Genomic DNA, 21640 nt, shown 5'->3' with positions numbered 1-21640 from the left:
TACTTTTTTCTGAAACCTCAACCTTCATGGTGAGGAGAAGGTTAGGTCTTCATTTTTTCATAACAACACTCACATATCCTACCACGGCATCCGTACTTCTGCTCACCTCAAAGCTTGTGGTGTAATGTAAAACCTCTGCTTCAACGGCTCCAACAAGTTTTGAAAACACTATCGCAGTTGCTACTCCTCCAGGGCCGCACATTGTGTGATCCATCTTCCTAATTTCATCAAACATTCCTTTATGGTCAAACTCAAGGATCTTCTGAATAACCCTAAAGTCCCACTCCCTAATTCTTCCTAGCAGATCTTCTCCTCTTGCTCTAAAAGGCACATAACCATAAGCATACCCATAGTGCATCATATCCGTGCTTGCTATAATAACGATATCTCTTCCAAGCTCTTGACTTGCTTCAAAAATTGCCTTTCCCAAATCCTCGGCTACTTCGTCATCTTGGAGACCAAGAGTTATGGGAACAATCTTTACCTCTTCTTCAGCTTTTTGAGAGATATATTGAATAAAAGGTATCTGCACTTCTATAGAATGTTCATATTTGTGGGCAAACTCGTCTAAGTCTGCTATTCCCGAGTGTTTTGCTATGGCTTTAGCGAAGTCTCCATCAACTTTGATTTCCCCCATTGGAGTTACCCATTCTCCTTCTGGGTAAATAGCCACTGGTGAACCTAGGCCAGTGTGGTTGGGCCCTATCACAACAAAAGTTTCTGGTAAACCGTCTTCGTAAATAGCTTTATATGTTCTTGAAGCAGTAAATCCAGAGAACACGTATCCTGCATGAGGAGCAACTCCCGCAGTTATTTTTCTCCTCTTTCCGAGTTCCCCAAGGTCTTTAAAAAACTCTTTCAGCATCATGTTAAGCTCTTCTCCAGTAGGATAAAAACTACCAGCAACTGTGGGATATCTAAGCATATCGCTCACCAGAATTGATAGAGAATTTGAGGTTTATTAGGATTTGGTTAGAAAAGCTTTTATATTTTGAATATTTCTTTAATAACGATAGATGTACTTTAGGGTGTGCCGTTATGGCCCGTATCTCTACGGGAATAGAAGGTTTAGATAAGATGTTACATGGTGGTTTGATTTCTGGAAGGGCATATCTTGTAAAAGGGGGGCCGGGAACTGGCAAGACAACTTTGACCATTCATTTCTTAATGGAAGGTGTAAGGAATAATGAAAAGGTGCTGTATATAACCCTTGAAGAGCCCTTAGATCCTCTTAAACAAGATATGAAAAAACTGGGGTTGGACATTAGCACGCCTCTTTTTAAGGGAATTGATGCAACTCCGATTGGAGAAAGAAGCCATATATTTGAAGGAACTTATCATGAAGAATTCGCAAAAAGCTTTGGTAGGCTTGTAAAAGCTATAAAAGAGAGGTTAGATACTGAGGAGTTTACAAGAGTTGTTATAGATCCCATAACCATGGTGAAGCTGACAATAGAGAATGACCTTGAGTATAGACGAACATTTATAGGTTTTTTAAAGGATCTTGCAAAGTACAATGTTACGCTACTCATAACTTCTGAGCTTCATGAGACTGACCTTGAGGATTACTTAGTCAGTGGAGTGATAGAGCTCAGAACATACGAAATTTCTGGAAAGGTCGTTAGAGGAATAAAAATCTTAAAATTCAGAGGAAGTTCATTTGATGAACAGATAAGACCTTATAGGCTTACAGACAGAGGTTTTGAGATTTACAGTGAGGAAGGTATATTTGTCGGGGATTGAGAATGAAAATAGGCATTTCAGAGCTTGATGAGATGCTTGGAGAAATTGAAGAAGGCAATATTCTTTTACTGGAAACCATCGGCACTTTGGGCGAAGAAGTTATTCTTGAAATGCTGAAAGAGAATAAAGAAAATGCTGTTGCTTTTGTAACAAAAAAGATGCGGGATAGATTAAAGGAGATTCCAGAGCTGACTAAGTTGAAATTAATAGTACTTGGTGAGGAGGTATTCCCAGCAGAACTTTATGCTATATCCTTTAAACTTAGAAATCTGTTTGAAGGAGCTCATGTTGGATTTTTCCTTTTACATCCCCTTTTGGTTTTCCATTCTCCAACAACCGTTTATAAGTTCTTTTCAGAGATTGCATTAATAGTTCAGGAAAAGAAGGTAGTACTAACTGCGATCATTGATAAGCGTCTTGTGGATGAGAGAATCCTTGCAATGTTTGAGAACTTGGCAACGTATGTTATCGATATTGTTGAGGTCGTGGAAGGTTTTAGAATACGTAGAGGGATAAGAGTGAAGAAATCCCCAAAAGGAGGAACTGGATTTTATAAATTCGAGATTAGAAACGGGAAACTTGTTATAGGTGAGCCAATTGAATGAGTTTATACAAGTGATAATACTTTTACAAATTGTGTTTCTGATAGGTTTAATTTATACTCTTCGTATTGAGTTTATCTTGAATGAGTATGACAAAAAAGTAAAAAGATTTGCTATTCTGCAGATTAGCGGAGGTTTAATGCTCATTGTTGGGATTTCAGGTTATGTCTTAACCACATATTTGAATCTTTTCTCTATAAATAGCCTCATTTTTGTCTTTTTGACATATTTGGGGGCTGTGGCTACAGTAATGCCTTATAATTCTTCAAGCCTGTTAGCAATAGACAAAGAATTTGCTGTTCAGCTTATTGTAATGGTAATATTTATAATTTACTCATTCATTGCTCATATGCCATATGCTGATATTCTTCTTGGAGCAATTGGTATTGTTATAATCTCCTTAATAAGATCTCTCCTTTTAATACATATCCTCTCAATCTTCTTGAGGACTCTCCTTAGATTGGCCTCTTGGTTGGTGATCATCCAAACTTGGATAAATCCGTTTATTCCTGAGACCCCTATTACGTGTAAGCAGTTTCTTGCACTTTTTGTCTATTTTGTTAGTTTGCTCATCTGGCAGTATTCTACAGTGAGGATATACAACTGCATAAGGGGGTGGATGTAGTGGAGTGTTATTTTATTCATGACCTTGTAGATTTAATTTTTGGTGTTCTCCTTCTTATGTGGTATTATCACAATAAAGAAGTTGGAAAGAACATAAAAACAGCATTAGTCGCTGGATTAATTTTCATCTTGACTTCACTTTTTTATGGTTTTCTTCCAGAGTATATAATAGCTGTGCTGGAACTTTCTGCCTCAGTTCTTTTCTTTATTCTTTTTGCAAGATTCTTCAAAGAAACACTTGGGAATGGGAATACTATTAAGGGGGTAATTGGGGTATTAGTTATAGCACTTCTTGTTCTTATATTTGCCAACATAATGGAAGTGGACAGATCATATATTGTTGTACAGGTGATTTTTTTAACGTGGATAGGATTTAAACTCTTCATGAACTTTGATAGAATCAGAATAGGAGACACGGGTATACTATCTCTCATGATGGTATTTTCTGCGTTAAGTGGGGTCTCGAGGATCCTAAATCTGTTAGTGTTAAGTGATTTCTTGTATTTTAGTGCGGTGTTATTTTTACTGCTATCAATTAGTGAGATGATGTACATTTCATTACCTAGGTCTTCTAACTTTTTTAGAGATTGAATATATTCTGGTGAAAAAGTTTTAAGAATAGATAGTGAGTCTAACCTTTATTGTTTCTATCCCATTTTTGAGACTATCAGAGAATTAAGCCTATTATCCTTGCTTGTTTTAGCAGTTTCAAGATTTGCTTGGAAAAGCTTAATATACTTCTCATCATATCAATTTTAGGTGAAAGCATGTACGGGTGGAGAGGTAGAATAGGTTTAATAGTCCCATCATCAAACACTACAATGGAAATGGAATTACATTCTGCTTTGCCAGAAGGTGTTTCATTACACACTGCGAGAATGCCACTAAAAAACGTCACTGAAGAGGAGTTATTGGCAATGAGTGGCCTTGCATTAGAAAGTGCGAGACTTTTAAAAGATGCTGATGTGGATTTAATTCTTTACGGATGTACAAGCGGTTCTTTCATAGGTGGAGGGGAATTTGATAAAGAGCTCTCCATGAAAATAGAAGACGAAGTAAAGCTCCCTGTGGTAACAACAAGTACGGCAATTGTTGAGGCATTAAAAATTTTAGATGCTCAACAAATTCTTGTAGTGACCCCTTACACAGATGATATAAATCAAAGAGAACGAGAATTTTTAGAGGCAAATGAATTCGATGTTATTGATATTCGAGGGCTGGATATAGTTGACAATACAAAGATAGGCCGTTTGGAGCCATATGAAGCTTACCGCATGGTTAAAGCATTGTTTACTGATGAAGCAGATGCAGTATTCATAAGCTGTACTAACTTTAGGACGTTTGAAATCATTGAAGCGTTGGAAGAGGATTTGGGTGTCCCCATAGTTACGAGCAACCAAGCCTCTCTTTGGCTAGCACTAAGAGAACTTGATGTGAGGGAAAAATTGCCTTGGCTTGGAAGACTTTTTGTTGAATATTAAGTCTTTTCCTTGGTTTCTTTTTCATCTCAAGATGAGAAATATTTTTAAGTTATTTTGTACACTTCACCTAGTATTCACTGAGGGTGATAGTATGATGGAATTCCTCAGGGACTTCCAGAGAATGAGCATGTATTTGGCATATAATGTGAACGTTGATGCTATAGTATATTTAAATGAAAAGCACATTGAGAGTCTCATAAAGGAATTTGGGGTAGAGAACATTAAAAGACGAATAGAAGAGTATCCGAGAGAGATAAATGAGCCACTAGACTTCGTTGCGAGACTCATCCATGCCCTTAAAACTGGAAAACCACAAGCTGTTCCTTTAGTGGCTCATGAGGCAGACAAGTGGTTCAATTCCCGCTTTACCTATGATGTTGAAAGAATCGGTGGACAGGTAGGAGTGATAGCCAATCTCCTTGCTAACCTTAATTTTAATAGAGTGATAGCTTATTCTCCTTTACTTGGAAAGAAACAAGCAGACATGTTTGTAAATAGAGATAACCTTCTTTATCCCACAATTGAAAAGGAAAAGGTTGTTTTAAAAAAGCCATTGGAAGCATATCGGGAAGAGGATCCAGTAAAGATCAACAGGATCTTTGAGTTTAGGCAAGGAACTAAGTTCAAACTTGGAAATGAAGAGATAATTGTTCCATATTCTGGTAGGTTTATAGTTGCATGTCGGTTTGAAGAATTTGCTCGGATAGAAACGTCTCCAGAACTTAAGCCACATTTACCAGAAATTGGGGATATTGTGGATGGTGTTATTTTGTCAGGTTATCAAGGAATAAGAAAGCACTACAGTGATGGAAAAGATGCAAATTACTATTTGAGAAAAGCTAAGGAAGACATTAAGCTCCTTAAAAGAAAAAAAGACGTTAAAGTCCATGTGGAGTTTGCGTCAATCCAGGATAGAGAACTAAGGAAGAAAGTGATCTATAACATCTTTCCCCTTGTAGATAGTGTGGGAATGGATGAAGCTGAAATAGCCCACATATTAAGTGTTCTTGGGTATAGAGATCTAAGCGATAGGATTTTTACTTACAACAGAATTGAAGACGCTGTTTTAGGGGCAAAAATTTTATTGGATGAGCTTAACCTCGAGATCCTTCAAATCCACACAATTTACTATTTGATGTATATCACCCACCGAGATAATCCCCTTAGTGAAGAAGAGCTCTCAAAATCCTTAGAGGTTGGCACGACTTTAGCCGCTACAAGGGCATTTTTGGGAGATATAAAACGCCCAGAGGATGTTAAAGTTGGTTTAAATATACCATTCAACGAAAAAGGAGAATTCGTTAAACTTAGGTTTGAAGAAGCAAAAGCGAAAATGAGAACTAGAGAATATAAGATAGTCATGATTCCAACAAGGCTTGTCAAGAAGCCAGTTTCTACAGTAGGCCTTGGAGACACGATTTCAGCGGGAGCCTTTGCGAGCTACTTAAGTTTGTTGAGAAAAAATAAGGTGTATTAAAGTTCAGATAATTTGTTTCCATTTAAATGGGGGTAGTTATAAGTTCGAAGTTATGAGTTATACCTTATTTCTTGTACTTCCTTAAGTTCTTAAAATTATGGAGGCAATGGAAATACCCTTCTTTTGGATCTTTAAATAAGAGATATTATTCTCCAATGAGGTCATCAATGAGTTTAGCTTTCTCTTGGGCCTTCTTTAAGTGTTCAACAGTAACCTTGGTGTAAATTTGGGTTGTTGAGAGATTTGAATGTCCAAGAATCTCTTGGATAACTCTTATATCAATACCCTTTTCCAACATATGGGTTGCAAAACTATGGCGAAGCATATGAGGGGTCACCTTTATACCAGCTTTGTCTCCATACTTTTTGAGCAAATACCACACTGTCTTTGGCGATATCTTATCCTTTTTTTCTCTTCTAATCTCTACAAATAAGTATTCGCTCCCGTCCTTCCGTGTTCTTAAATAACCTCTAACCTCTTCAAGAAGTGGGTCTGCTAGCGGTACTATCCTATCTTTTGCGCCTTTTCCTCCTTTCACAATTAGGATTCCTCTATTGAAGTCTATATCCTCTATCTTAAGATTGCATATCTCACTCACTCTGAGCCCCGTGCCGTAAAGCAATAGTATTATAAGTCGGTCCCGTTTTTTTGTTGGAGGTACGGCATCTAGGAGTTTTCTAACTTCTTCTCTTGTTAAGCTCTTAGGTAGGTTTCTTGGGACTTTTGGTGACTTCAATTTCTCGGCATCTTCATCAAGGCCTTCAAATCTGAAATATGATTTTAAAGCCTGAACAACGAGATTGAGACTTTTATTGGAGTAGCCTTCTTTCTTTAGTTTGGCAAGAAAACGAAGTGCAGAACGATAATTGGGATTTTTAACATCTTTTAAAAATCTCTCTACGTAGTAGGTGTACATTCTAACTGTTTGAGGACTTTTCCCCTCGAGTTCGAGGTAGGTTTTAAACTCTTCTATTCCATCGTCCATAAGGATCACGAAAATAAATTATTAAAAGATTAAAAGTCTTCAAATCTTGTCTCCGGTTCCTCGATTTCTTCGGGGGTTTTTTCTTCTACTTGGGGTTCTTCCTTTTGTGCTTGAGCTATACTTAGGCTTAAATGAACAATTCTGAGAAGCTCAACTATGAGATCCTCGTCTTCTGAGTATATGTAGCCTTGACCAACGATTATCTTTCCTCCAAGGTTCAACTTTTCTACAGCTTCTGCAATAAATTTCTCTTCCGGGGGTGTTGTTTCACCGAAGAGTTCTTTCCAGATTTCGGCCAATTTGAAAATGTTAGCCCTTTTCTTTAGGGACTCTTTGAGTCTGTTGTTTTCTTCCAAAACTTGGCTATATTCTTCTAGGAGCTCTCCATATTTCTGCTCGAGTTCTTGATAATTCCGTTTAAGCTCCTCATTTTCTTGGCTTAACATTTCGTATTTTCCCTTTAAGTCAAACAGTTGATTTCTTAGGGCTACATACTCAGGCAGAACTTGAAGACTCTTTAATCCGGCCCGTACGAGAGTGTTTTTGAGTTCTTTTCTTACCAGCTCCACATCTATGTGTTCCAGGTCATGTCCCATTGGGATTTTCATTCTTTCTACTTGTCCAACTAGCTCACCCAACTCTCTAAACATTCTCTCCGCGAGCTCTCTACCGACTCTATCTGCATCTGTGGCGATTATCAGTAAATCTGCTCCAGCTGCAGCACTCTTGGCTATCTCTAAGTTTGTAGTAGGGATTATAGCAGAAATTGTTATATTGTACTCACTCCCAAGAGCTAGCCCTTGAAGAGCTTTACTCACTACCTCTACATCACTTGCTCCTTCTACCAAAATTCTAACATCAACAATAGTCATTCCCAGCACCTCCACGGGGTGTTACCCCCGAGTTTTTATTGGTCAGGCGTTATAAAAGCCTTTGGGCTAAACTTCTATTTCTAGGTTATTGTTCTCCAAGATAATTTCTCCATTAAGAAGGAGGCTTATAGAAATTCCCCTAATTTCAACACCTTTCTCTTTTGCTTCTTTTAAAAGTTCGGCAATTTTTGGGTCACCTTTTTCATATGGCTTAAATTTCTTAGCTCCGGGTAAGGCACCGATAAAAATTATCATGGCTCTTTTCCCGCTATCTTTGAGATTTATGAGCTCCTTTATGTGTTTCTGTCCTCTAATGCTCGGACAGTCGGGGTACATAGCGTATTCGCCATCTCTCAGAACTGCACTTTTCATCTCAACCCACACTTCTTCTCCATTGCATTCTAAAAGATAGTCTAGTCTTGAACTACCAATTTTAACCTCTTTTTGTTTTATTCTACATCCCCTAAGCCATGGGATTAATCCCAATTCCACGGCTTTTTCAAAGGCCTTTGCTTGAATCCTTGTGTCTATAACTGCTCCTCGTCCATTCTTTTCTAAAAATCCAATTAAAATGAAGTCTGTTTTTCCACCTTGCTTCGGAATACAAAATGCCTTCCTTCCTTTGATCATAAATTCCTCTAAACGCCCGGTGTTTGTTATTAAAGCTTTTTTGATCTCTCCATTTACTTCCACTAGCCCAACAAACCGATTAAGTCTTTTTATGAAAGTGCACTTAATTATTGGAAGCTTTAACAGCATGAAATATATTGTGTTATTGGGTTAATTTAAACTTATACATTTTCGAGTGCGTACTTTGAACTCCTCCTGCCTTAAAGGAGGAGGCTTGAGAAAAGAAAAAAAGTCTCATTTTTTATTCCGCACCTAAAACCTTAAATATACTTCATACTACATTACGATGAATATCTAAACGAGGTGGTAACAATGGTGGACTATGAACTTCTAAAGAAGATAGTTGAGGCTCCAGGGGTTACGGGTTATGAGTTTATGGGAGTCAGGGACATCATAATTGAGGCTTTCAAAGATTACGTAGATGAAGTTAAAGTAGATAAGCTTGGAAACGTTATTGCTCACAAGAAAGGTGATGGTCCGAAAGTTATGCTTGCTGGCCACATGGACCAGATTGGTCTCATGGTCACTCATATTGAGAAAAACGGATTCTTGAGGGTCGCACCTATTGGTGGGATTGACCCCAGGACTTTAATTGCCCAGCGTTTCAAGGTTTGGGTTGACAAAGGCAAGTTTATTTATGGTGTAGGTGGAAGTGTTCCGCCTCACATTCAAAAACCAGAAGAGAGAAAGAAAGCTCCAGATTGGGATCAAATTTTCATAGATGTGGGTGCAGAGAGCAAAGAAGAAGCTGAGGAAATGGGTGTTAAAATCGGCACAATAATTACTTGGGATGGTCGTTTGGAGAAGCTTGGTAACCACCGCTTTGTTAGTATTGCTTTTGATGATAGGATAGCCGTTTACACTCTTGTTGAAACTGCAAGACAGCTTAAAGAAACTAATGCAGATATCTACTTTGTTGCTACCGTACAAGAAGAAGTAGGCCTTAGGGGTGCAAAAACTAGTGCTTTTGGAATTGAGCCAGATTATGGATTTGCTATAGATGTTACAATTGCTGCTGATGTTCCTGGAACACCGGAACACAAGCAAGTGACCCAATTAGGAAAGGGAACTGCAATAAAAATCATGGATCGCTCTGTTATATGCCATCCAACAATAGTTAAGTGGATGGAAGAAATAGCCAAGAAATACGAGATCCCATACCAGTGGGATATACTTCTCGGTGGAGGAACTGATGCTGGAGCGATACACCTCAACAAAGCAGGAGTTCCAACGGGAGCAATAAGCGTTCCTTCAAGATATATCCACTCAAATGCAGAAGTTGTTGACGAGAGAGATGTTGATGCAAGTGTTAAGCTAATGGTAAAAATCCTTGAGCACATACATGAGCTGGAAATTTAATTTAAATCCCCTCTATTTTTTCTTCTCTTAGAACTTCGGCAATTTTATGTTTTTGGATCTCTGGATATATTTTATAAAGTTTGTAAAGGAGGTATGCGGCTCCAGTTAAAATGCCAGCTATTATGAATGGTAGCTTTGAAGGTAGTGGCAATCCGCGGTACCATGTATACAGGAGATAGTTTTGATAGTAGAAAAGGTATGCGAGAATCATGAGAATGCCTCCCTCAATTCCAGCTTCTAATAACTTTCTTTGATACTCTTCCATTTTAGACCCTCTCTGATGCTTTAGGAAAAGTTAAAAACCCTCATTAATAACCTTTTTGATGAGTGAAGATGAGCGAATATTTCCCTTATACCTCTCTAAGGCCAAATCAGAAAAAGTTTATTGAATTAGTGGATAATGCCATTAGAAATGGGGAGAACCTGGTTATTGAGGCCCCTACGGGGTTTGGAAAAACGATAAGTGTGTTAGCTGGAGCCCTTCCGTATGCCAAGGAGATGGGGTACAAAATTATTTACCTTGCAAGAACCCATAAACAAATGGACAGGGTAATTGAGGAACTTAAAGCGATAAGTAAGAAAACCCATGTTGGTGGAGTTGAATTTAGAAGTAGAAAAGAACTATGCCTCCATCAATATATTCAGAACTTTGCTCCAGATGCGTATAATGCAATGATTGTTTGTAAAAACTTAAAAAAACTTGGAAAATGTGAGTTTTTTGAAAATTTGAAAAAAAAGAAGGAGGAATTTGATGAACTTGTCCAATATTTCGTGGAAAGACCAGCGGAACCTATAACTGTGTTAACTCATTCAAAAATGCTTGATTTTTGCCCATATGAACTTACTCGAAAAATAGCCCTTAAAGCCGATGTGATAGTTGCTAGTTATCTCTACATGATTAATCCTGGGATTAGAGAGAACTTCATGGCGTATTTTGATTTCGATTATTCTGATCTGATTATAATATTCGATGAAGCTCATAACCTGCCCAATCAGGCTATAAATGCTTTAAGCGATAGGATAAGTATCTATAGTATTAATAGAGCGATAAAGGAGGCTGATGAATATAAAGAGCATGAGATTGCAAACTTCCTTAGCATATTCTTAAGAGGGCTAGAGAAGCTTTATCAGGAGAAATTAAAAGACATGAAAGTTGATGAGGTCCCAATAATACCTGAGAGTATATTTTACCATGTTTTCGATGTTTTGAGAATAAATGAAAAGCAACTTGTTAGAATCTTAGATCAGATGGTAAAAGCAGGAGATGCAATAAGAGAAGACAAAATTGAGAGGAACCTTCCCCCAAGGAGTTATGTGGGAAGAGTAGGAGAGTTTCTTTTGTTATGGTTTGCACTTATCGGTAAAGAGGATTATTTATTCTTGATGAGCCGTGATAAAGGTTTTTCACTTGAACTTGTTGCTTTAGATCCTTCAAAGGCCCTGAATTTTGTGAAAAATGTTCAGTCTGCAATTTTCATGTCTGGAACCCTAACTCCTCTTGAAGCATTTGCTGATGTCATGGGAATAAAAGGGAAACTCAAAAAGTTTCCTAGGATGGTAAAAAGAGAAAATGCGATAGTGCTTGTTGCTAAGGACGTATCTACAAGAGGGGACGAAAGAAGTCTTGAACTTTATAAAAAAATGGCCAAATATATCGTGGAAGCTGTGAAGCTTATTCCAAAGAATGTAGGGGTTTTCACAGCATCTTATGAAGTCCTTGAAGGTCTTCTATCTGCAAACGTTGATATTCAAATTCAAGAAGCAACTGGGAAGAAGGTTTTCATAGAGAAGAAAGGGGGTTCATCTAAAGAAAATGACCTTCTTGTAATGGCTTTTAAGGAAGAGTCTAAAAAAGAAGGGGCAGTTCTTCTTGGGGTTATGGGGGGACGAAATAGTGAGGGACAAGATTATAGTGGGGATGAAATGAATGGTGTGATTCTTGTGGGTATTCCTTATGCTAGACCAACTCCTCGTGTGCAAGCTCAGATAAGATATTTTGAAAGCAAGTTCCCAAAGAAGGGGCGATATTATGGCTATGTCTTACCTGCTCATAGAAAACTCGTTCAAGCTGCTGGAAGGGTACATAGAAGTGAAGAAGAGAGAGGTGCTGTAATAGTTTTAGATTACAGATTGCTTTGGAGCTCTGTGAAAAAAGATCTACCTGACTGGATGAAAGAAACTCTAAGGCCTATAACTTTAAGTTCAATGAAAAGACATCTTATAGATTTTTATCGTGGAGATAAAATTAAAATTACGGAAAAAAGCGTCAAATGAGTTAGCCCTTTCTTTTGACAATAAGGTAATATGCAATTGCCCCAACGACTCCAAAGAGAAATGCCACTAAAATCCATAGAACTTTTTTTGAAGTTCTCATGTCTTTTTGGTTCTTTACGATATCGTAGATGACCCAGACGGTTACTAAGAGCCCTATTATTATACTTATTAACCACCAACTGCCCAGCATGATTTCACCTCAGTTCACAATTACTATATTAATTTATAAGTTTTTTCGAAGTGTTTTAGTAAAATATGTGAGTTCACGCTTTAATTTTTGTGGTAAAAATATGACAAAGAACATTTATATAGTCTCAACTCTTATTTTTAATTACTTCACTATCGTATTTAAGGGGAGGCAAGCATATGGAATTAAAAAATATTACTATAAAAATACTATTCTTGACATTAATTTTAGCACTTCTGTTTTGGCTTCCCATTCCGGGGATAAGAGCATCGTCAGAGGCTGGGAACTTAGTATACTGGTTCTTAGTTTCATTCCTTGACATATTAGTGCTGAGCTACATGATAGTTAATTCCAAGTGGAGCGGGTGGAAGCTTGTTTTAGCAACTTTTGCTGTGTTTTATGGAGTAATGACATTCCTGAGCCAGATAGAGACCATTATATTCTTAACTTACTTTGAGGAGATAATTCCTCCTGAGATGATTCCAAAGCTCTTTGTAGAAGGATTTATTGTTACAGCGGTTTTCTCGCCGATAGCGGTGACAGTTCATGGTAAAATACAAGAAACTCCTCAAGAACGTGCCAAAGAGTTTTCTCTTCCTCTAGGGACGTGGGTTTGGAAATTGCTGTTAATTGGAATTGTTTACATGTTTATTTACATTGCATTTGGAGCTCTGGTCTTCAAACCATTGGCAGGGAAAGCTTTTGATGAATACTATGCTAACCTGCAGCTGCCAGCATGGATACTTCCCTTTCAAATCTTAAGGGGCATAGCGTGGGGCCTTTTGGCAATCCCAATAGTTAAAATGATTGATGACTGGAAGAAAGCCCGCTTAGCTGTGGCTTTGCTCTACTCAGTACTCATGGCTAGTCTCCTTTTAGTACCCAATCCATATATGCCCGATGTCATAAGAAGAGCGCACTTTGTAGAAGTCCTTTTATCAAACTTCTTATTCGGTTGGCTTGTTGTGACTATATTTCACTGGAGGTATGGAAGATGAAGATTGAGATTAGAGAAGTTGATGAAACTAATGTAGAGGACATGATTTCAGTGTGTAATCCTCCTACCATCACTGAGGCATACAAAAAAGGAGTTGAGATCAAAAGGGCATGGCTTCTTGAGATGCTGAGAACTTATGGAGATGTGGGCTTTGTCGGATATTTCAATAGAAAGCCCGCCGCTCAGCTATTAACCTACCCTGAAAAAGCAGACCCAACAAGTCTGAAGCGAGAAAACGTTTTAGTTGTCAACTGTATATACAATCCTTTTTTAGAAGCTCAAAGAAAGGGGATAGCAAGGAGTATGGTCGAGAAACTCATTGAAAAGGCAAGAGGTAAATATGAATTTTTAGTGACCCATGCATTTGAGACAGGAGAGTTTTTGTCACAAGCAGAGTTCTTTAAGAGATTAGGATTCAGAGAGATATCTAAAGAAGACCTTTATTACTCATTTAGCAGAAGGGAGCTTAAAGAACCTTACTCTGGTTTTTGGAAGGGCGGAGAGGAATATAAGAGGAATGAGAGGGACATTGGTAAAGTCTTCCTATTCTACGAGCCTACATGCCCCTTCACTTATCTTTGGGCACATAGGAGTAAAGAAATAGTGAAGGAAATCGCTCCAGAACTGGAGATAAGAATGTTGAATGGGTGGGAACATCCAGAAGAGTTTGTGTCCAGAGGGCGGAATTGGATGCTGGTGAATGGCATTCCAATAAAATCGCTCCCTATAGAAAGGGAGAAGTTCAGGGAGGAAGTCATGAGAGCAATAAAGACTTAAGTGCAGGGGCTAAGGGTTATACTCCAAATTCAAAGCGGAGATGGTAATTTTGAGGATAAGACAGATGGTAACGTTTGAAAAAGGGGATATGAGGTTTAATTATCGGGTGGTTGGGATTATATTCAATAAGAATTATGTTCTCCTCCACAGAGCAGAAAAGGATGACTTTTGGGCTTTGCCAGGAGGACGGGTTGAGCTATTGGAGCCTTCAAAAGATGCGTTAAAGAGAGAAATGCAAGAAGAGCTTAACGTTGAGGTTCGTGTGGACAGGCTAATCTGGGTTGTTGAGACTTTCTTTAAAGATGGCGAAACACTTTTTCATGAGATGGGGCTTTATTATTTGGTGGAGCTTCCCAAAGATTGTTCCCTCTGCAGGGAAAGACAGTTTTTGGGGAAGGAACATCTAGAGGAAGAAAAAGAAATTAGGCTGATTTTTAAGTGGTTCTCTCTTGATGAGCTTGAAGCTCTCCCACTCTATCCAGGGTTTTTGAGGAAAGCGTTAAAAGAGCTTCCGGAAACCACGCACCATATAGAAGTGTGGGAAAATTTGAAAAAGAGGTCAAAGAGCGTCTAGTGGGATTACTTTTCGCAGCTCGGCTTGGATGTCCCTCAGTTTTTCACTAACCTCTTCTTTATCCAACTTCTTCCTCAAACCGTAGAGCTCATAGAAAATTGATAGTATCTCTTTTTCCTCAATAATGCTAAGGGAAAGTGCAGTTTCAATAACATATATCAAATCAACGAAGGCTCTTTGAGGTTCTTGGAGAGGCTGGATGAGAATTTGTTTTATGGATTCTTTCTGCTTCTGTCTTAGCCACTCATCTTCTCTCTTAAAGAACTCATCCAGCTCTCTCAAATCCTCTTTGGGGATCTCCCATCCACTCGCTTCAACGTTCTCTTCTAAATGCTTTACCGTTGAAGGTCCAGTTAGAGCGCATATTATCCCCTCATGGGCAAGAACCCACGCGATGGCAACCTGCACTGGAGTTTTACCATATTTCTCTCCCAACTCGGCAAACTTTTTGGCTATTCTCAAGCCATATTGGAAGCGTTCTCTCTGGAAAAGTGGGTCTAAATAGCGTATATCAGCAGGTTCAAACTTTTGACCTTCTTTAAACCTTCCCGTGAGCAAGCCTCTTCCCGTTGTGCTGAAAGCGATAATTCCCAAATTGTATTTCTTGTAAAGTGGCAAAAGCTTTTCATAAGATTCTCTTGTAACTGCACTAAACTCCGTAAGAACTGAGAATGGCTTTCCAAGCTTGCAGTATTCCTCCGTAACATCTAAAGGTAAGTGACCAACGCCGTAATGCTTAATTTTTCCCTCTTCAACGAGGTCCTCCAGCGCTTCAACTGTTTCCTCTATTGGCGTGGTCGGATCATGGAAGTGAACTTGGTAAAGGTCGATATAATCAGTCTGGAGTCTCTTGAGGCTTTCCTCACAGGCTTTTTTGATGTAGTCTTTAGAGAGGTTTGGCTTTATGTCGCCCCTAATTCCTACTTTCGTGGCTATATAAATGTCTTCACGGAAGGGTTTTACAATATCTCCCAAAATTTGTTCAGCGTTTCCATAGGCTTCCGCAGTGTCAAAGAAGTTAACCCCAAGTTCATAGGCACGGTAAATCATTCTCTTAAACTCTTCGAGGTCTTTTGCTCCATAAACCCCACTCAGAGCATAGGTTCCAATCCCAATTTCAGAAATTTTCAAACTTTTATGCTTTCGGTATTCCACGAATATCACCTTTCAAATCTTTTACTCTTTCTTCCACAACCTTGTGTATGCAAAAACAAGTAACTCATCATTAACGTAAACATTAGCCGTCATTACAGCTTCATTCTCGCTTAAGAAGCAATAGTGGGTAGTGTTTCGTCTTCTTTCTATATCACCAGCAGGAAGAACTTCCTCGTAGGTCTCTAGGATGTATATCTGATTATCGGTTACAAAACCTTCAAATGAATGGTTTCTAATTCTTGCTCCTGTATTCGGATCTTCTTTCATCTCCCCATCCCAGAACAATTTATTTCCTTCTATTCGCATTTTTGCGATGCCAATATAGTCACTTCTCGTTCCATCAGGTTTCACAAAGATATTTCTCTGGATCACGATGCCATTTCGAAACTCAGTTTCGATTATTATCTTCCCTTGCTGTGTTATTCCTCCAGACCGATTAACGTAGTTAGTAAACTCTCCCTCCCAGATGCCAGTATTTTTTAAAAATGCATCGGTTTTGTTGGTATTTCCATTCATCACTAATATTCCTCCATTATTCATCTTAAAGCTCTTTGTTACCTGAGCTTCATCATCTGCACTATTAATTAATTCGTCAATTCTTGGAATATTTATGCACACTGACTTTCTGATTATTGTCCAATAAGTATATAATGTTTTGTAAGAACCATAATTAATTATTGTCCAATATTAACTAACTTGGAGGAAGTTCTGGAATGGAAGTTATAATTCTCGGCTCTGGAGTGTACAGTGGTATCCCTAAACCATTGTGTAACTGTGAGAACTGTTCAAGAGCTAGAAAATTTCACTTATATAGGAGAACGCGCTTTTCAATATACATTCCCAAGATTAGAGCATTAATAGATCCTTCACCAGATTTGCACTATCACTTAGAACATTTGAACGAAAAAATTGAGCATGTTTTTATCACACACGCTCACTTCGACCACATGGGGGGCCTGCCTGAGCTGCAGATTTTTAAGCAGATTAAGCTTTATGGACATGTTATAACTCTTGAAGTAGCAAGAGATATGCAAAAGCGTTTCGTAGGGGAGAGCAAATGGGATTGGGAATATTTCCCCTTGGAGTTCAATAAATGGCATGATTTTGGCTTTAAGGTTTACCATTTTAAAGTTGCTCACCAGCCAATAGAAGTAGCTGGAGGATTTATAATTCGAATTAGAAACAAAAAGATTGTGATTACTGGTGACACTGGACCAGAAATCCTTGATGACAAGAAAACACTAAAAGAGATGAAAAGTGCTAACTTACTCGTAGCGGACATGACACACAGGCATTCAATTCCAAATGTTCATCTAGGAATTGATGATGCAATAAAACTCGCTCAAAAAGTAAGAGCAAAGAAAACTGTATTTGCTCACATAAGCCATACAAACTACACGCACGAAGAGCTTGAAGAAAGGGTAAAGCCCTATTTGGTGGCGAGGGACTTTATGCATGTGAATATCTGATGGGTTTTGTTCGGAAATGCAGTTTTTATTGCCTTTATTTCTGAACCACGAAAAATACCCTGCTGCTGTTTGGTTTGGGTTCGTTCATATCTTTCAGGTTCCCCGCAGGCGATGTCTAGAATCCTGTGGGGCCTTAGGTTGAACCTTTCAAGTAGGGTGGGAAGTGCTTCAGCAACACTCTCGCTGAAACAGAAATAACGCCCTTTATATAGAGGTATGCAAACTTTTTGTAGACTATTATAGGCTTTTCTCCAAATATACATTGCTTAAATAATACCATAAGCCAACATTTTATAAAATATTGTCTTTATATCTGCAAGTAATTTTACATCTTGTCTGCACAGGAATTCGATGAACCTCGCCCCGCCCTCGTAGAACAGCACCCTATCCCAGGGCCTTTCGAGTCCGGAGTGGTTCTCCTCAAGACCAAGCCTGCGCCTTATTTTGTTCTCTATGAACCTCGCGAACCCCTCCTTCCACTCCTGCCAGACCATGTACTCGAACTCTTCTCTGCTGAGAATCTCCCTCAGTTTGTCCCTATGCCTGAACACCTCCTTCGGGTTTTTGGTTTTCAGCGAGTTTAGAAACCTAAGGTAAGCTTCCTGGAACTCCGTCTTGTCGTAGGGAAACGGATAGTTCAGCTCCCACATGTAGTTCCCTTTTGCAGTTTCACTTCTCGCCACTTCCAGTTTCTGCCTCAGTTTCGGCTCGCAGGTCTCCCACTGGTAGCAGTGCACGAACTCGTGGAATATCAGGGCATAGCCTTCAAGGGACTCAAAGGCATCCTCCGTTACCACACAGACGGCCTGATTTTTATAGCACTCCAGTGGAAAGGCCGCTCTCAGCTTTTCCGGGAGTGGTACCGGTGATGGCTCCCTTTTGATGAAGGTGTATCTTCTTCCCGATGAATCGACGTCAAAAATCAAAAATTCTCCATCTTTGGCGATTGCAATCGGAAACACCCTCTCTAAAAGAGGATGGATGTCCATTATCTTGTTTTGGATTTCAAATATCTTTTGCAGTTTTTGGATTTGGAAAATAGTTTCACACTCCTGTCTGTTTCCTGATTAAAAGCCACCAAACGTCATTTCCCCGGAATCCACATCGTCTGTAAAGGAGTTCTGGCTTGGTTTTATTGTTAACCTCTCCGGATACCGTAGTAAATGCCGCACGATCCTGGAAACGTCTGAGTAACTCCAGTACAAGGGTTTTGCCTATGCCTCTTCCTCTGTACTCTGGAAGAACCTGTATCCACTCAAGGGAACCTTCTCGAACTGTGGGATCAAGCTCCGCAATCCCTAATCCAGCCGGATTGCCTTTCTCGCTATCAATTATCCAGATCCACAGATTGGGGTCAAATACTGGGTGCTTAGTCCAGCTTTTTACTATTTCTGGAGTTACGTTTATGTTTTCGTAGCATCTCTTGATGACCTCTGCAACAAGGTTGCTCTCGTTTTTTGCGTCTACGTCAACTATGTGGAAGCCTTGTGGCAGCTCTACCTCTCTCACCTGCCGCTTTTTATGTATAAGCCTGAAGTACGGCACTTTTATGTCAAACCTCTCAATGGGGAAAGCTCTTAAAAAGTCTTGGTGCACAAGAGCAAATTTTAAGCCATTCAAGCGTTCCTTGGGAATTTTTGGTGGGTTTCTGCTCCGGTTCCAATATACGTATAATTCATTCTCCTTCCAAGCCTCAAGGTGCGTTACTAGGCCGTTTTCAGCCCTGAATGACGTATCAAATTTGCTAAGGTCTTTTAGAGTCTTCCATAACGCATTTGGCAAGACCTGACAGGGATTTTCGCAATAAGTTGATATAAGTGCATCGTAAAACGCTTCCAATTGCATCCCTAAACCTCCGTTTTTGTCTTTAAGCGCCAGCCGTCGATGTTAAATCCATTATTTTTTGGATTTCAAATATCTTTTGCAGTTTTTGGTTAGAATACATAATTCATGTCCTCCCTTTATTAAAACCATGCACTTGTTTTTGTAATGTTCATTGTTATTATGTTTTAGGTTTATCATGTCTATAACTCGTTTGCTTTAGATGACTGGAGAGACAGGATTCTATTTATGTATGGTGTTTTAAGCCGAGCATATTTAGAATCATCTAATCCTGCTTCTTTGCTCCATTGTTTTTTGAGCTCATAATACCTCTTAGCTTCTTCCGGATGTTTCCTAAGATAATCACGGAAGAACAACTTATCTCTGTGTTCTTTGCTTCCAAAAAATGTTATATGGATGTGTATGTGGAGTTCTTTCCCACAATGTCTGTATTGTCCTGAAACGAAAAGCCTTTCGGGAGGGGTTCCACCTTGAGGATTATATTTATATCCTTTGGATTCTAATATTTCAACCACTTTCCACATATGCTCCTTCTTGGTTATAATCAATACGTCAATGATGCCCTTTCCCCCTAGACCGGGGACTGCTGTGCTACCTATATGTTCAACCTCAATCTGATATGAAATTGTATTGCGAATGAACTGTCTTATCTCTTTAAAGATTGCGGGTGCTTCACTGTTATAGGGCAATACTCTCTTAAGCAAACCAACCCTCTCCTCCACGATTCTCCTGTGTTCTTCTTCCGTCAATGTGGGGGCTTTGTTCATCCAGAACCTGTCGCATGGGATTTCTTCGCACTGTCCGCAGTGCTCCAGCCCTTTATCGATCACACAGCACTCATAGAAATCACAAATCTTAAGCCCCACTTCATGCAGCCAGCATGGCCTGCCTTTTATGGCATGACACCCTCCACAGTTTTTTCTATACATTCCACAATCGCTACATATACATCCACATACTCCAATAACTTTTTCCATAATGATACCTCCTTAGGTTTTTAATGTCTGTTTAACTCACTTTAAACTTTCTCTTTTCTGCAAGAACTGTTATTTAAACTCTGCATCTGTCATCATGCTTCCATTTCCTCCCTAAGCATGACAATTAGCGAACGTGTAACGTTTTCTCTATAAGCCAGAGTCTCTAGAGCTTTGGCGAGGGCTTCGGGATCTTTGATGAAACCCTCTACGTCTTTCATATTCTGTTTGAAGTTGTCTGCCAGTTTTTCCAGGTAAGTTATCATCCACGGGAGCTTTGCACGTATCTGTTCAGCTTTTGTGTCGTTATTTGCTCTTATTGCCGTCTCCAACTCCTGAAGTCCGGAGATGAGCTCTTCAACAGCACCTAACCACTCTTTGATGCTCATTCCGGTTCTCTGTCTGAATATTCTTCTAACCCACATCCTCGCGAACCTGTTGAGTTCGTTAGTCTCTCTTTCAACGTCTTCCATGATCTTTTTTAGTTCTTCAACGAGTTCAAATGCCGTTTTTTCACTCACAGCCTCATCTCTATGGAGAATATTGTTGGTATGTTTGCCCTCAGCTTGTGTGGGGAAAATTAGGAGCCCTGCCTTAGCAAGCGGCCCGAATGGGTCCGCCATCTGCCCATGATAGTCCTTTGCATAAGCAATGCAGTAGGCAAGTCCTGCTGCACAGTCTTCAGCTGGCATGAGCCCATTATATCCTGGATTCACACTTTGATTTATGAACTCATCATATGCCATGCCATAGAGCGGAGCTAACTCTTGAGCAGCATTTCTTATTCCCGGAGTGTCAACCATTCCGGGCGCAAAGATGAAGACCGACACACCCGAGTCCTCACCCAGTTCTGTCGCTAAAGAGAGCCCAAATGAGTTTAATGCAGCTTTAGAAGCCGAATATGGTGCTACGTAAGGCATTCCCTCTTCTGATGTCATCATGACAATAACTCCATCCTTTCTTTTTACCATACTTGGCAGAAAGGCCTTTACTAAAAGAACAGCTGCTTGAACATTGACTTTCCAGGACTCGTCCCAATCTTCATGAGATGTGTCTAATATTGAACCAGTCTTCACTATAGTGGCGTTGTTGACCAGTATATCCACTTTGCCGAACTCTTTGAGGATTCTCTCTGCAAGTTTCCTAATGCTCTTCTTATCAGAGACATCAGTTTGGAAATAAAAAGCTGTGCCTCCCTTAGAGTGAATCTCTTCTTCAACTTCAGCGCCTGATTCGGAAATCTCGGCAATAATAACCTTTGCACCAAGCCATGCCAAAACTTTTGCAAGCTCTTTACCAATACCGCGTCCTGCACCCGTAATGAGTGCAACTTTTCCAGAGAATTCGTCTCTGGATAGGTCCATACTTTTCAATTTTTCATATCCCATCTTAAATCCTCCAAACGTCGACACTTATCCCAATCACCTTTCACAACCACGCTTCGATTATTACTTCTTCTTTAAGCTCTCAATATTGTATTTTGCCAAACCTTTTGTGTCCACTCTTTCGCTTTTTTAGCTCTCCCTCCTCAAGAGGCCCCTTCTCAATAACGAAGAAGATCTCCCAAGGTAAAAGAGAACCTCATTTATAGCCAATCCTCGCGTTCATTGAAACCTTC

At 39.4% G+C, this 21640-nt stretch carries 24 protein-coding genes; 12 read left to right on the top strand and 12 right to left on the bottom strand.

Annotated features, from left to right (window positions below; all coding sequences use genetic code 11):
- Window positions 1–49: 49 nt before the first annotated feature.
- Window positions 50–925, bottom strand: a complete 876-nt coding sequence (locus tag K1720_RS09245) for an MEMO1 family protein (protein ID WP_251948843.1) — start codon at window positions 923–925, stop codon at window positions 50–52.
- A 113-nt stretch (window positions 926–1038) separates the two neighbouring features.
- On the opposite strand from K1720_RS09245, the gene K1720_RS09240 reads away from it, so the two are divergent.
- From K1720_RS09240 to pfkC, 6 genes are all read left to right on the top strand, one after another.
- A complete protein-coding gene (locus K1720_RS09240) occupies window positions 1039–1743 on the top strand; it encodes an RAD55 family ATPase (RefSeq protein WP_251948841.1) in 705 nt (234 codons plus the stop codon).
- Between the two features lie 2 nt (window positions 1744–1745).
- Window positions 1746–2348, top strand: a complete 603-nt coding sequence (locus K1720_RS09235; protein ID WP_251948831.1) for a hypothetical protein — start codon at window positions 1746–1748, stop codon at window positions 2346–2348.
- Complete coding sequence (locus K1720_RS09230) at window positions 2341–2970, top strand: hypothetical protein (RefSeq protein WP_251948829.1); 630 nt, start codon at window positions 2341–2343, stop codon at window positions 2968–2970. The genes K1720_RS09235 and K1720_RS09230 overlap by 8 nt, the downstream gene beginning before the upstream one ends.
- On the top strand, window positions 2970–3560 hold the full coding sequence (locus K1720_RS09225; protein ID WP_251948827.1) for a hypothetical protein: 591 nt from the start codon (window positions 2970–2972) through the stop codon (window positions 3558–3560). The genes K1720_RS09230 and K1720_RS09225 overlap by 1 nt, the downstream gene beginning before the upstream one ends.
- A gap of 176 nt (window positions 3561–3736) precedes the next feature.
- Window positions 3737–4450: a maleate cis-trans isomerase family protein gene (locus tag K1720_RS09220; protein ID WP_251948825.1), complete on the top strand. Its 714-nt coding sequence runs from the start codon at window positions 3737–3739 to the stop codon at window positions 4448–4450.
- A 91-nt stretch (window positions 4451–4541) separates the two neighbouring features.
- Window positions 4542–5927 carry an ADP-specific phosphofructokinase gene (pfkC, locus tag K1720_RS09215; protein WP_251948823.1) on the top strand — a complete coding sequence of 462 codons (1386 nt, stop codon included), beginning with the start codon at window positions 4542–4544 and terminating at the stop codon, window positions 5925–5927.
- Window positions 5928–6072: 145 nt separating this feature from the next.
- Here the strand turns inward: pfkC and xerA are convergent, their stop codons facing one another.
- The 3 genes from xerA to sfsA all read right to left on the bottom strand — a co-directional run bounded on the left by xerA (window position 6073) and on the right by sfsA (window position 8543).
- Window positions 6073–6912: a site-specific tyrosine recombinase/integron integrase gene (gene xerA / locus K1720_RS09210; protein ID WP_251948821.1), complete on the bottom strand. Its 840-nt coding sequence runs from the start codon at window positions 6910–6912 to the stop codon at window positions 6073–6075.
- Between the two features lie 29 nt (window positions 6913–6941).
- Window positions 6942–7784: a toprim domain-containing protein gene (locus tag K1720_RS09205; RefSeq protein WP_251948820.1), complete on the bottom strand. Its 843-nt coding sequence runs from the start codon at window positions 7782–7784 to the stop codon at window positions 6942–6944.
- A 66-nt stretch (window positions 7785–7850) separates the two neighbouring features.
- Complete coding sequence (gene sfsA / locus K1720_RS09200) at window positions 7851–8543, bottom strand: DNA/RNA nuclease SfsA (RefSeq protein ID WP_251948819.1); 693 nt, start codon at window positions 8541–8543, stop codon at window positions 7851–7853.
- Window positions 8544–8726: 183 nt separating this feature from the next.
- On the opposite strand from sfsA, the gene K1720_RS09195 reads away from it, so the two are divergent.
- Window positions 8727–9773 carry a M42 family metallopeptidase gene (locus K1720_RS09195; RefSeq protein WP_251948817.1) on the top strand — a complete coding sequence of 349 codons (1047 nt, stop codon included), beginning with the start codon at window positions 8727–8729 and terminating at the stop codon, window positions 9771–9773.
- A gap of 1 nt (window position 9774) precedes the next feature.
- On the opposite strand, the gene K1720_RS09190 is transcribed toward K1720_RS09195, so the two are convergent.
- On the bottom strand, window positions 9775–10038 hold the full coding sequence (locus tag K1720_RS09190) for a hypothetical protein (RefSeq protein WP_251948815.1): 264 nt from the start codon (window positions 10036–10038) through the stop codon (window positions 9775–9777).
- Window positions 10039–10106: 68 nt separating this feature from the next.
- On the opposite strand from K1720_RS09190, the gene K1720_RS09185 reads away from it, so the two are divergent.
- Window positions 10107–12047, top strand: coding sequence for a helicase C-terminal domain-containing protein (locus tag K1720_RS09185; RefSeq protein ID WP_251950689.1), 1941 nt, complete (start codon window positions 10107–10109; stop codon window positions 12045–12047).
- A gap of 1 nt (window position 12048) precedes the next feature.
- Here the strand turns inward: K1720_RS09185 and K1720_RS09180 are convergent, their stop codons facing one another.
- Window positions 12049–12237, bottom strand: coding sequence for a PLDc N-terminal domain-containing protein (locus K1720_RS09180; protein WP_251948813.1), 189 nt, complete (start codon window positions 12235–12237; stop codon window positions 12049–12051).
- 176 nt (window positions 12238–12413) lie between these two features.
- Between K1720_RS09180 and K1720_RS09175 the strand changes: the two genes are divergently transcribed.
- From K1720_RS09175 to K1720_RS09165, 3 genes are read left to right on the top strand one after another with little or no spacing between them, the layout of a single operon-like run.
- Complete coding sequence (locus K1720_RS09175; protein WP_251948812.1) at window positions 12414–13232, top strand: hypothetical protein; 819 nt, start codon at window positions 12414–12416, stop codon at window positions 13230–13232.
- Window positions 13229–14008, top strand: a complete 780-nt coding sequence (locus K1720_RS09170; protein ID WP_251948810.1) for a GNAT family protein — start codon at window positions 13229–13231, stop codon at window positions 14006–14008. The genes K1720_RS09175 and K1720_RS09170 overlap by 4 nt, the downstream gene beginning before the upstream one ends.
- A gap of 40 nt (window positions 14009–14048) precedes the next feature.
- Complete coding sequence (locus K1720_RS09165) at window positions 14049–14582, top strand: NUDIX hydrolase (protein ID WP_251948808.1); 534 nt, start codon at window positions 14049–14051, stop codon at window positions 14580–14582.
- On the opposite strand, the gene K1720_RS09160 is transcribed toward K1720_RS09165, so the two are convergent.
- Both K1720_RS09160 and K1720_RS09155 read right to left on the bottom strand, forming a co-directional pair.
- On the bottom strand, window positions 14568–15737 hold the full coding sequence (locus K1720_RS09160; protein WP_251948806.1) for an aldo/keto reductase: 1170 nt from the start codon (window positions 15735–15737) through the stop codon (window positions 14568–14570). The two genes, K1720_RS09165 and K1720_RS09160, sit on opposite strands and share 15 nt — an antisense overlap.
- Before the next feature lie 21 nt (window positions 15738–15758).
- Complete coding sequence (locus tag K1720_RS09155; protein WP_251948805.1) at window positions 15759–16355, bottom strand: hypothetical protein; 597 nt, start codon at window positions 16353–16355, stop codon at window positions 15759–15761.
- Between the two features lie 95 nt (window positions 16356–16450).
- Between K1720_RS09155 and K1720_RS09150 the strand changes: the two genes are divergently transcribed.
- On the top strand, window positions 16451–17206 hold the full coding sequence (locus K1720_RS09150) for an MBL fold metallo-hydrolase (protein WP_251948804.1): 756 nt from the start codon (window positions 16451–16453) through the stop codon (window positions 17204–17206).
- Window positions 17207–17472: 266 nt separating this feature from the next.
- Here the strand turns inward: K1720_RS09150 and K1720_RS09145 are convergent, their stop codons facing one another.
- The 4 genes from K1720_RS09145 to K1720_RS09130 form a co-directional block, all read right to left on the bottom strand.
- On the bottom strand, window positions 17473–18195 hold the full coding sequence (locus tag K1720_RS09145; protein ID WP_251948803.1) for a hypothetical protein: 723 nt from the start codon (window positions 18193–18195) through the stop codon (window positions 17473–17475).
- A gap of 55 nt (window positions 18196–18250) precedes the next feature.
- Window positions 18251–19051 carry a GNAT family N-acetyltransferase gene (locus K1720_RS09140; RefSeq protein ID WP_251948802.1) on the bottom strand — a complete coding sequence of 267 codons (801 nt, stop codon included), beginning with the start codon at window positions 19049–19051 and terminating at the stop codon, window positions 18251–18253.
- 179 nt (window positions 19052–19230) lie between these two features.
- On the bottom strand, window positions 19231–20025 hold the full coding sequence (locus tag K1720_RS09135) for a GrpB family protein (protein ID WP_251948801.1): 795 nt from the start codon (window positions 20023–20025) through the stop codon (window positions 19231–19233).
- Between the two features lie 92 nt (window positions 20026–20117).
- Window positions 20118–21434: an SDR family NAD(P)-dependent oxidoreductase gene (locus K1720_RS09130; RefSeq protein ID WP_251948799.1), complete on the bottom strand. Its 1317-nt coding sequence runs from the start codon at window positions 21432–21434 to the stop codon at window positions 20118–20120.
- Between the last annotated feature and the right edge of the window lie 206 nt (window positions 21435–21640).

It is taken from the genome of Thermococcus argininiproducens, assembly GCF_023746595.1.
Classification (GTDB): domain Archaea; phylum Methanobacteriota_B; class Thermococci; order Thermococcales; family Thermococcaceae; genus Thermococcus_A; species Thermococcus_A argininiproducens.
Note: the sequence above shows the minus strand (reverse complement) of the source record. Positions and strands in the feature narration are given on the sequence as shown.

What these genes read in the sequence shown, in the direction of transcription:
- K1720_RS09190 (WP_251948815.1), bottom strand. Translation starts at nt 10,038, where the DNA reads ATGGAAGAGTATCAAAGAAAGTTATTAGAAGCTGGAATTGAGGGAGGC.
- K1720_RS09220 (WP_251948825.1), top strand. Translation starts at nt 3,737, where the DNA reads ATGTACGGGTGGAGAGGTAGAATAGGTTTAATAGTCCCATCATCAAAC.
- K1720_RS09140 (WP_251948802.1), bottom strand. Translation starts at nt 19,051, where the DNA reads ATGCAATTGGAAGCGTTTTACGATGCACTTATATCAACTTATTGCGAA.
- xerA (WP_251948821.1), bottom strand. Translation starts at nt 6,912, where the DNA reads ATGGACGATGGAATAGAAGAGTTTAAAACCTACCTCGAACTCGAGGGG.
- pfkC (WP_251948823.1), top strand. Translation starts at nt 4,542, where the DNA reads ATGATGGAATTCCTCAGGGACTTCCAGAGAATGAGCATGTATTTGGCA.
- K1720_RS09145 (WP_251948803.1), bottom strand. Translation starts at nt 18,195, where the DNA reads ATGGACATCCATCCTCTTTTAGAGAGGGTGTTTCCGATTGCAATCGCC.
- sfsA (WP_251948819.1), bottom strand. Translation starts at nt 8,543, where the DNA reads ATGCTGTTAAAGCTTCCAATAATTAAGTGCACTTTCATAAAAAGACTT.
- K1720_RS09175 (WP_251948812.1), top strand. Translation starts at nt 12,414, where the DNA reads ATGGAATTAAAAAATATTACTATAAAAATACTATTCTTGACATTAATT.
- K1720_RS09180 (WP_251948813.1), bottom strand. Translation starts at nt 12,237, where the DNA reads ATGCTGGGCAGTTGGTGGTTAATAAGTATAATAATAGGGCTCTTAGTA.
- K1720_RS09185 (WP_251950689.1), top strand. Translation starts at nt 10,107, where the DNA reads ATGAGCGAATATTTCCCTTATACCTCTCTAAGGCCAAATCAGAAAAAG.
- K1720_RS09240 (WP_251948841.1), top strand. Translation starts at nt 1,039, where the DNA reads ATGGCCCGTATCTCTACGGGAATAGAAGGTTTAGATAAGATGTTACAT.
- K1720_RS09235 (WP_251948831.1), top strand. Translation starts at nt 1,746, where the DNA reads ATGAAAATAGGCATTTCAGAGCTTGATGAGATGCTTGGAGAAATTGAA.
- K1720_RS09165 (WP_251948808.1), top strand. Translation starts at nt 14,049, where the DNA reads ATGGTAATTTTGAGGATAAGACAGATGGTAACGTTTGAAAAAGGGGAT.
- K1720_RS09150 (WP_251948804.1), top strand. Translation starts at nt 16,451, where the DNA reads ATGGAAGTTATAATTCTCGGCTCTGGAGTGTACAGTGGTATCCCTAAA.
- K1720_RS09205 (WP_251948820.1), bottom strand. Translation starts at nt 7,784, where the DNA reads ATGACTATTGTTGATGTTAGAATTTTGGTAGAAGGAGCAAGTGATGTA.
- K1720_RS09135 (WP_251948801.1), bottom strand. Translation starts at nt 20,025, where the DNA reads ATGGAAAAAGTTATTGGAGTATGTGGATGTATATGTAGCGATTGTGGA.
- K1720_RS09170 (WP_251948810.1), top strand. Translation starts at nt 13,229, where the DNA reads ATGAAGATTGAGATTAGAGAAGTTGATGAAACTAATGTAGAGGACATG.
- K1720_RS09195 (WP_251948817.1), top strand. Translation starts at nt 8,727, where the DNA reads ATGGTGGACTATGAACTTCTAAAGAAGATAGTTGAGGCTCCAGGGGTT.
- K1720_RS09245 (WP_251948843.1), bottom strand. Translation starts at nt 925, where the DNA reads ATGCTTAGATATCCCACAGTTGCTGGTAGTTTTTATCCTACTGGAGAA.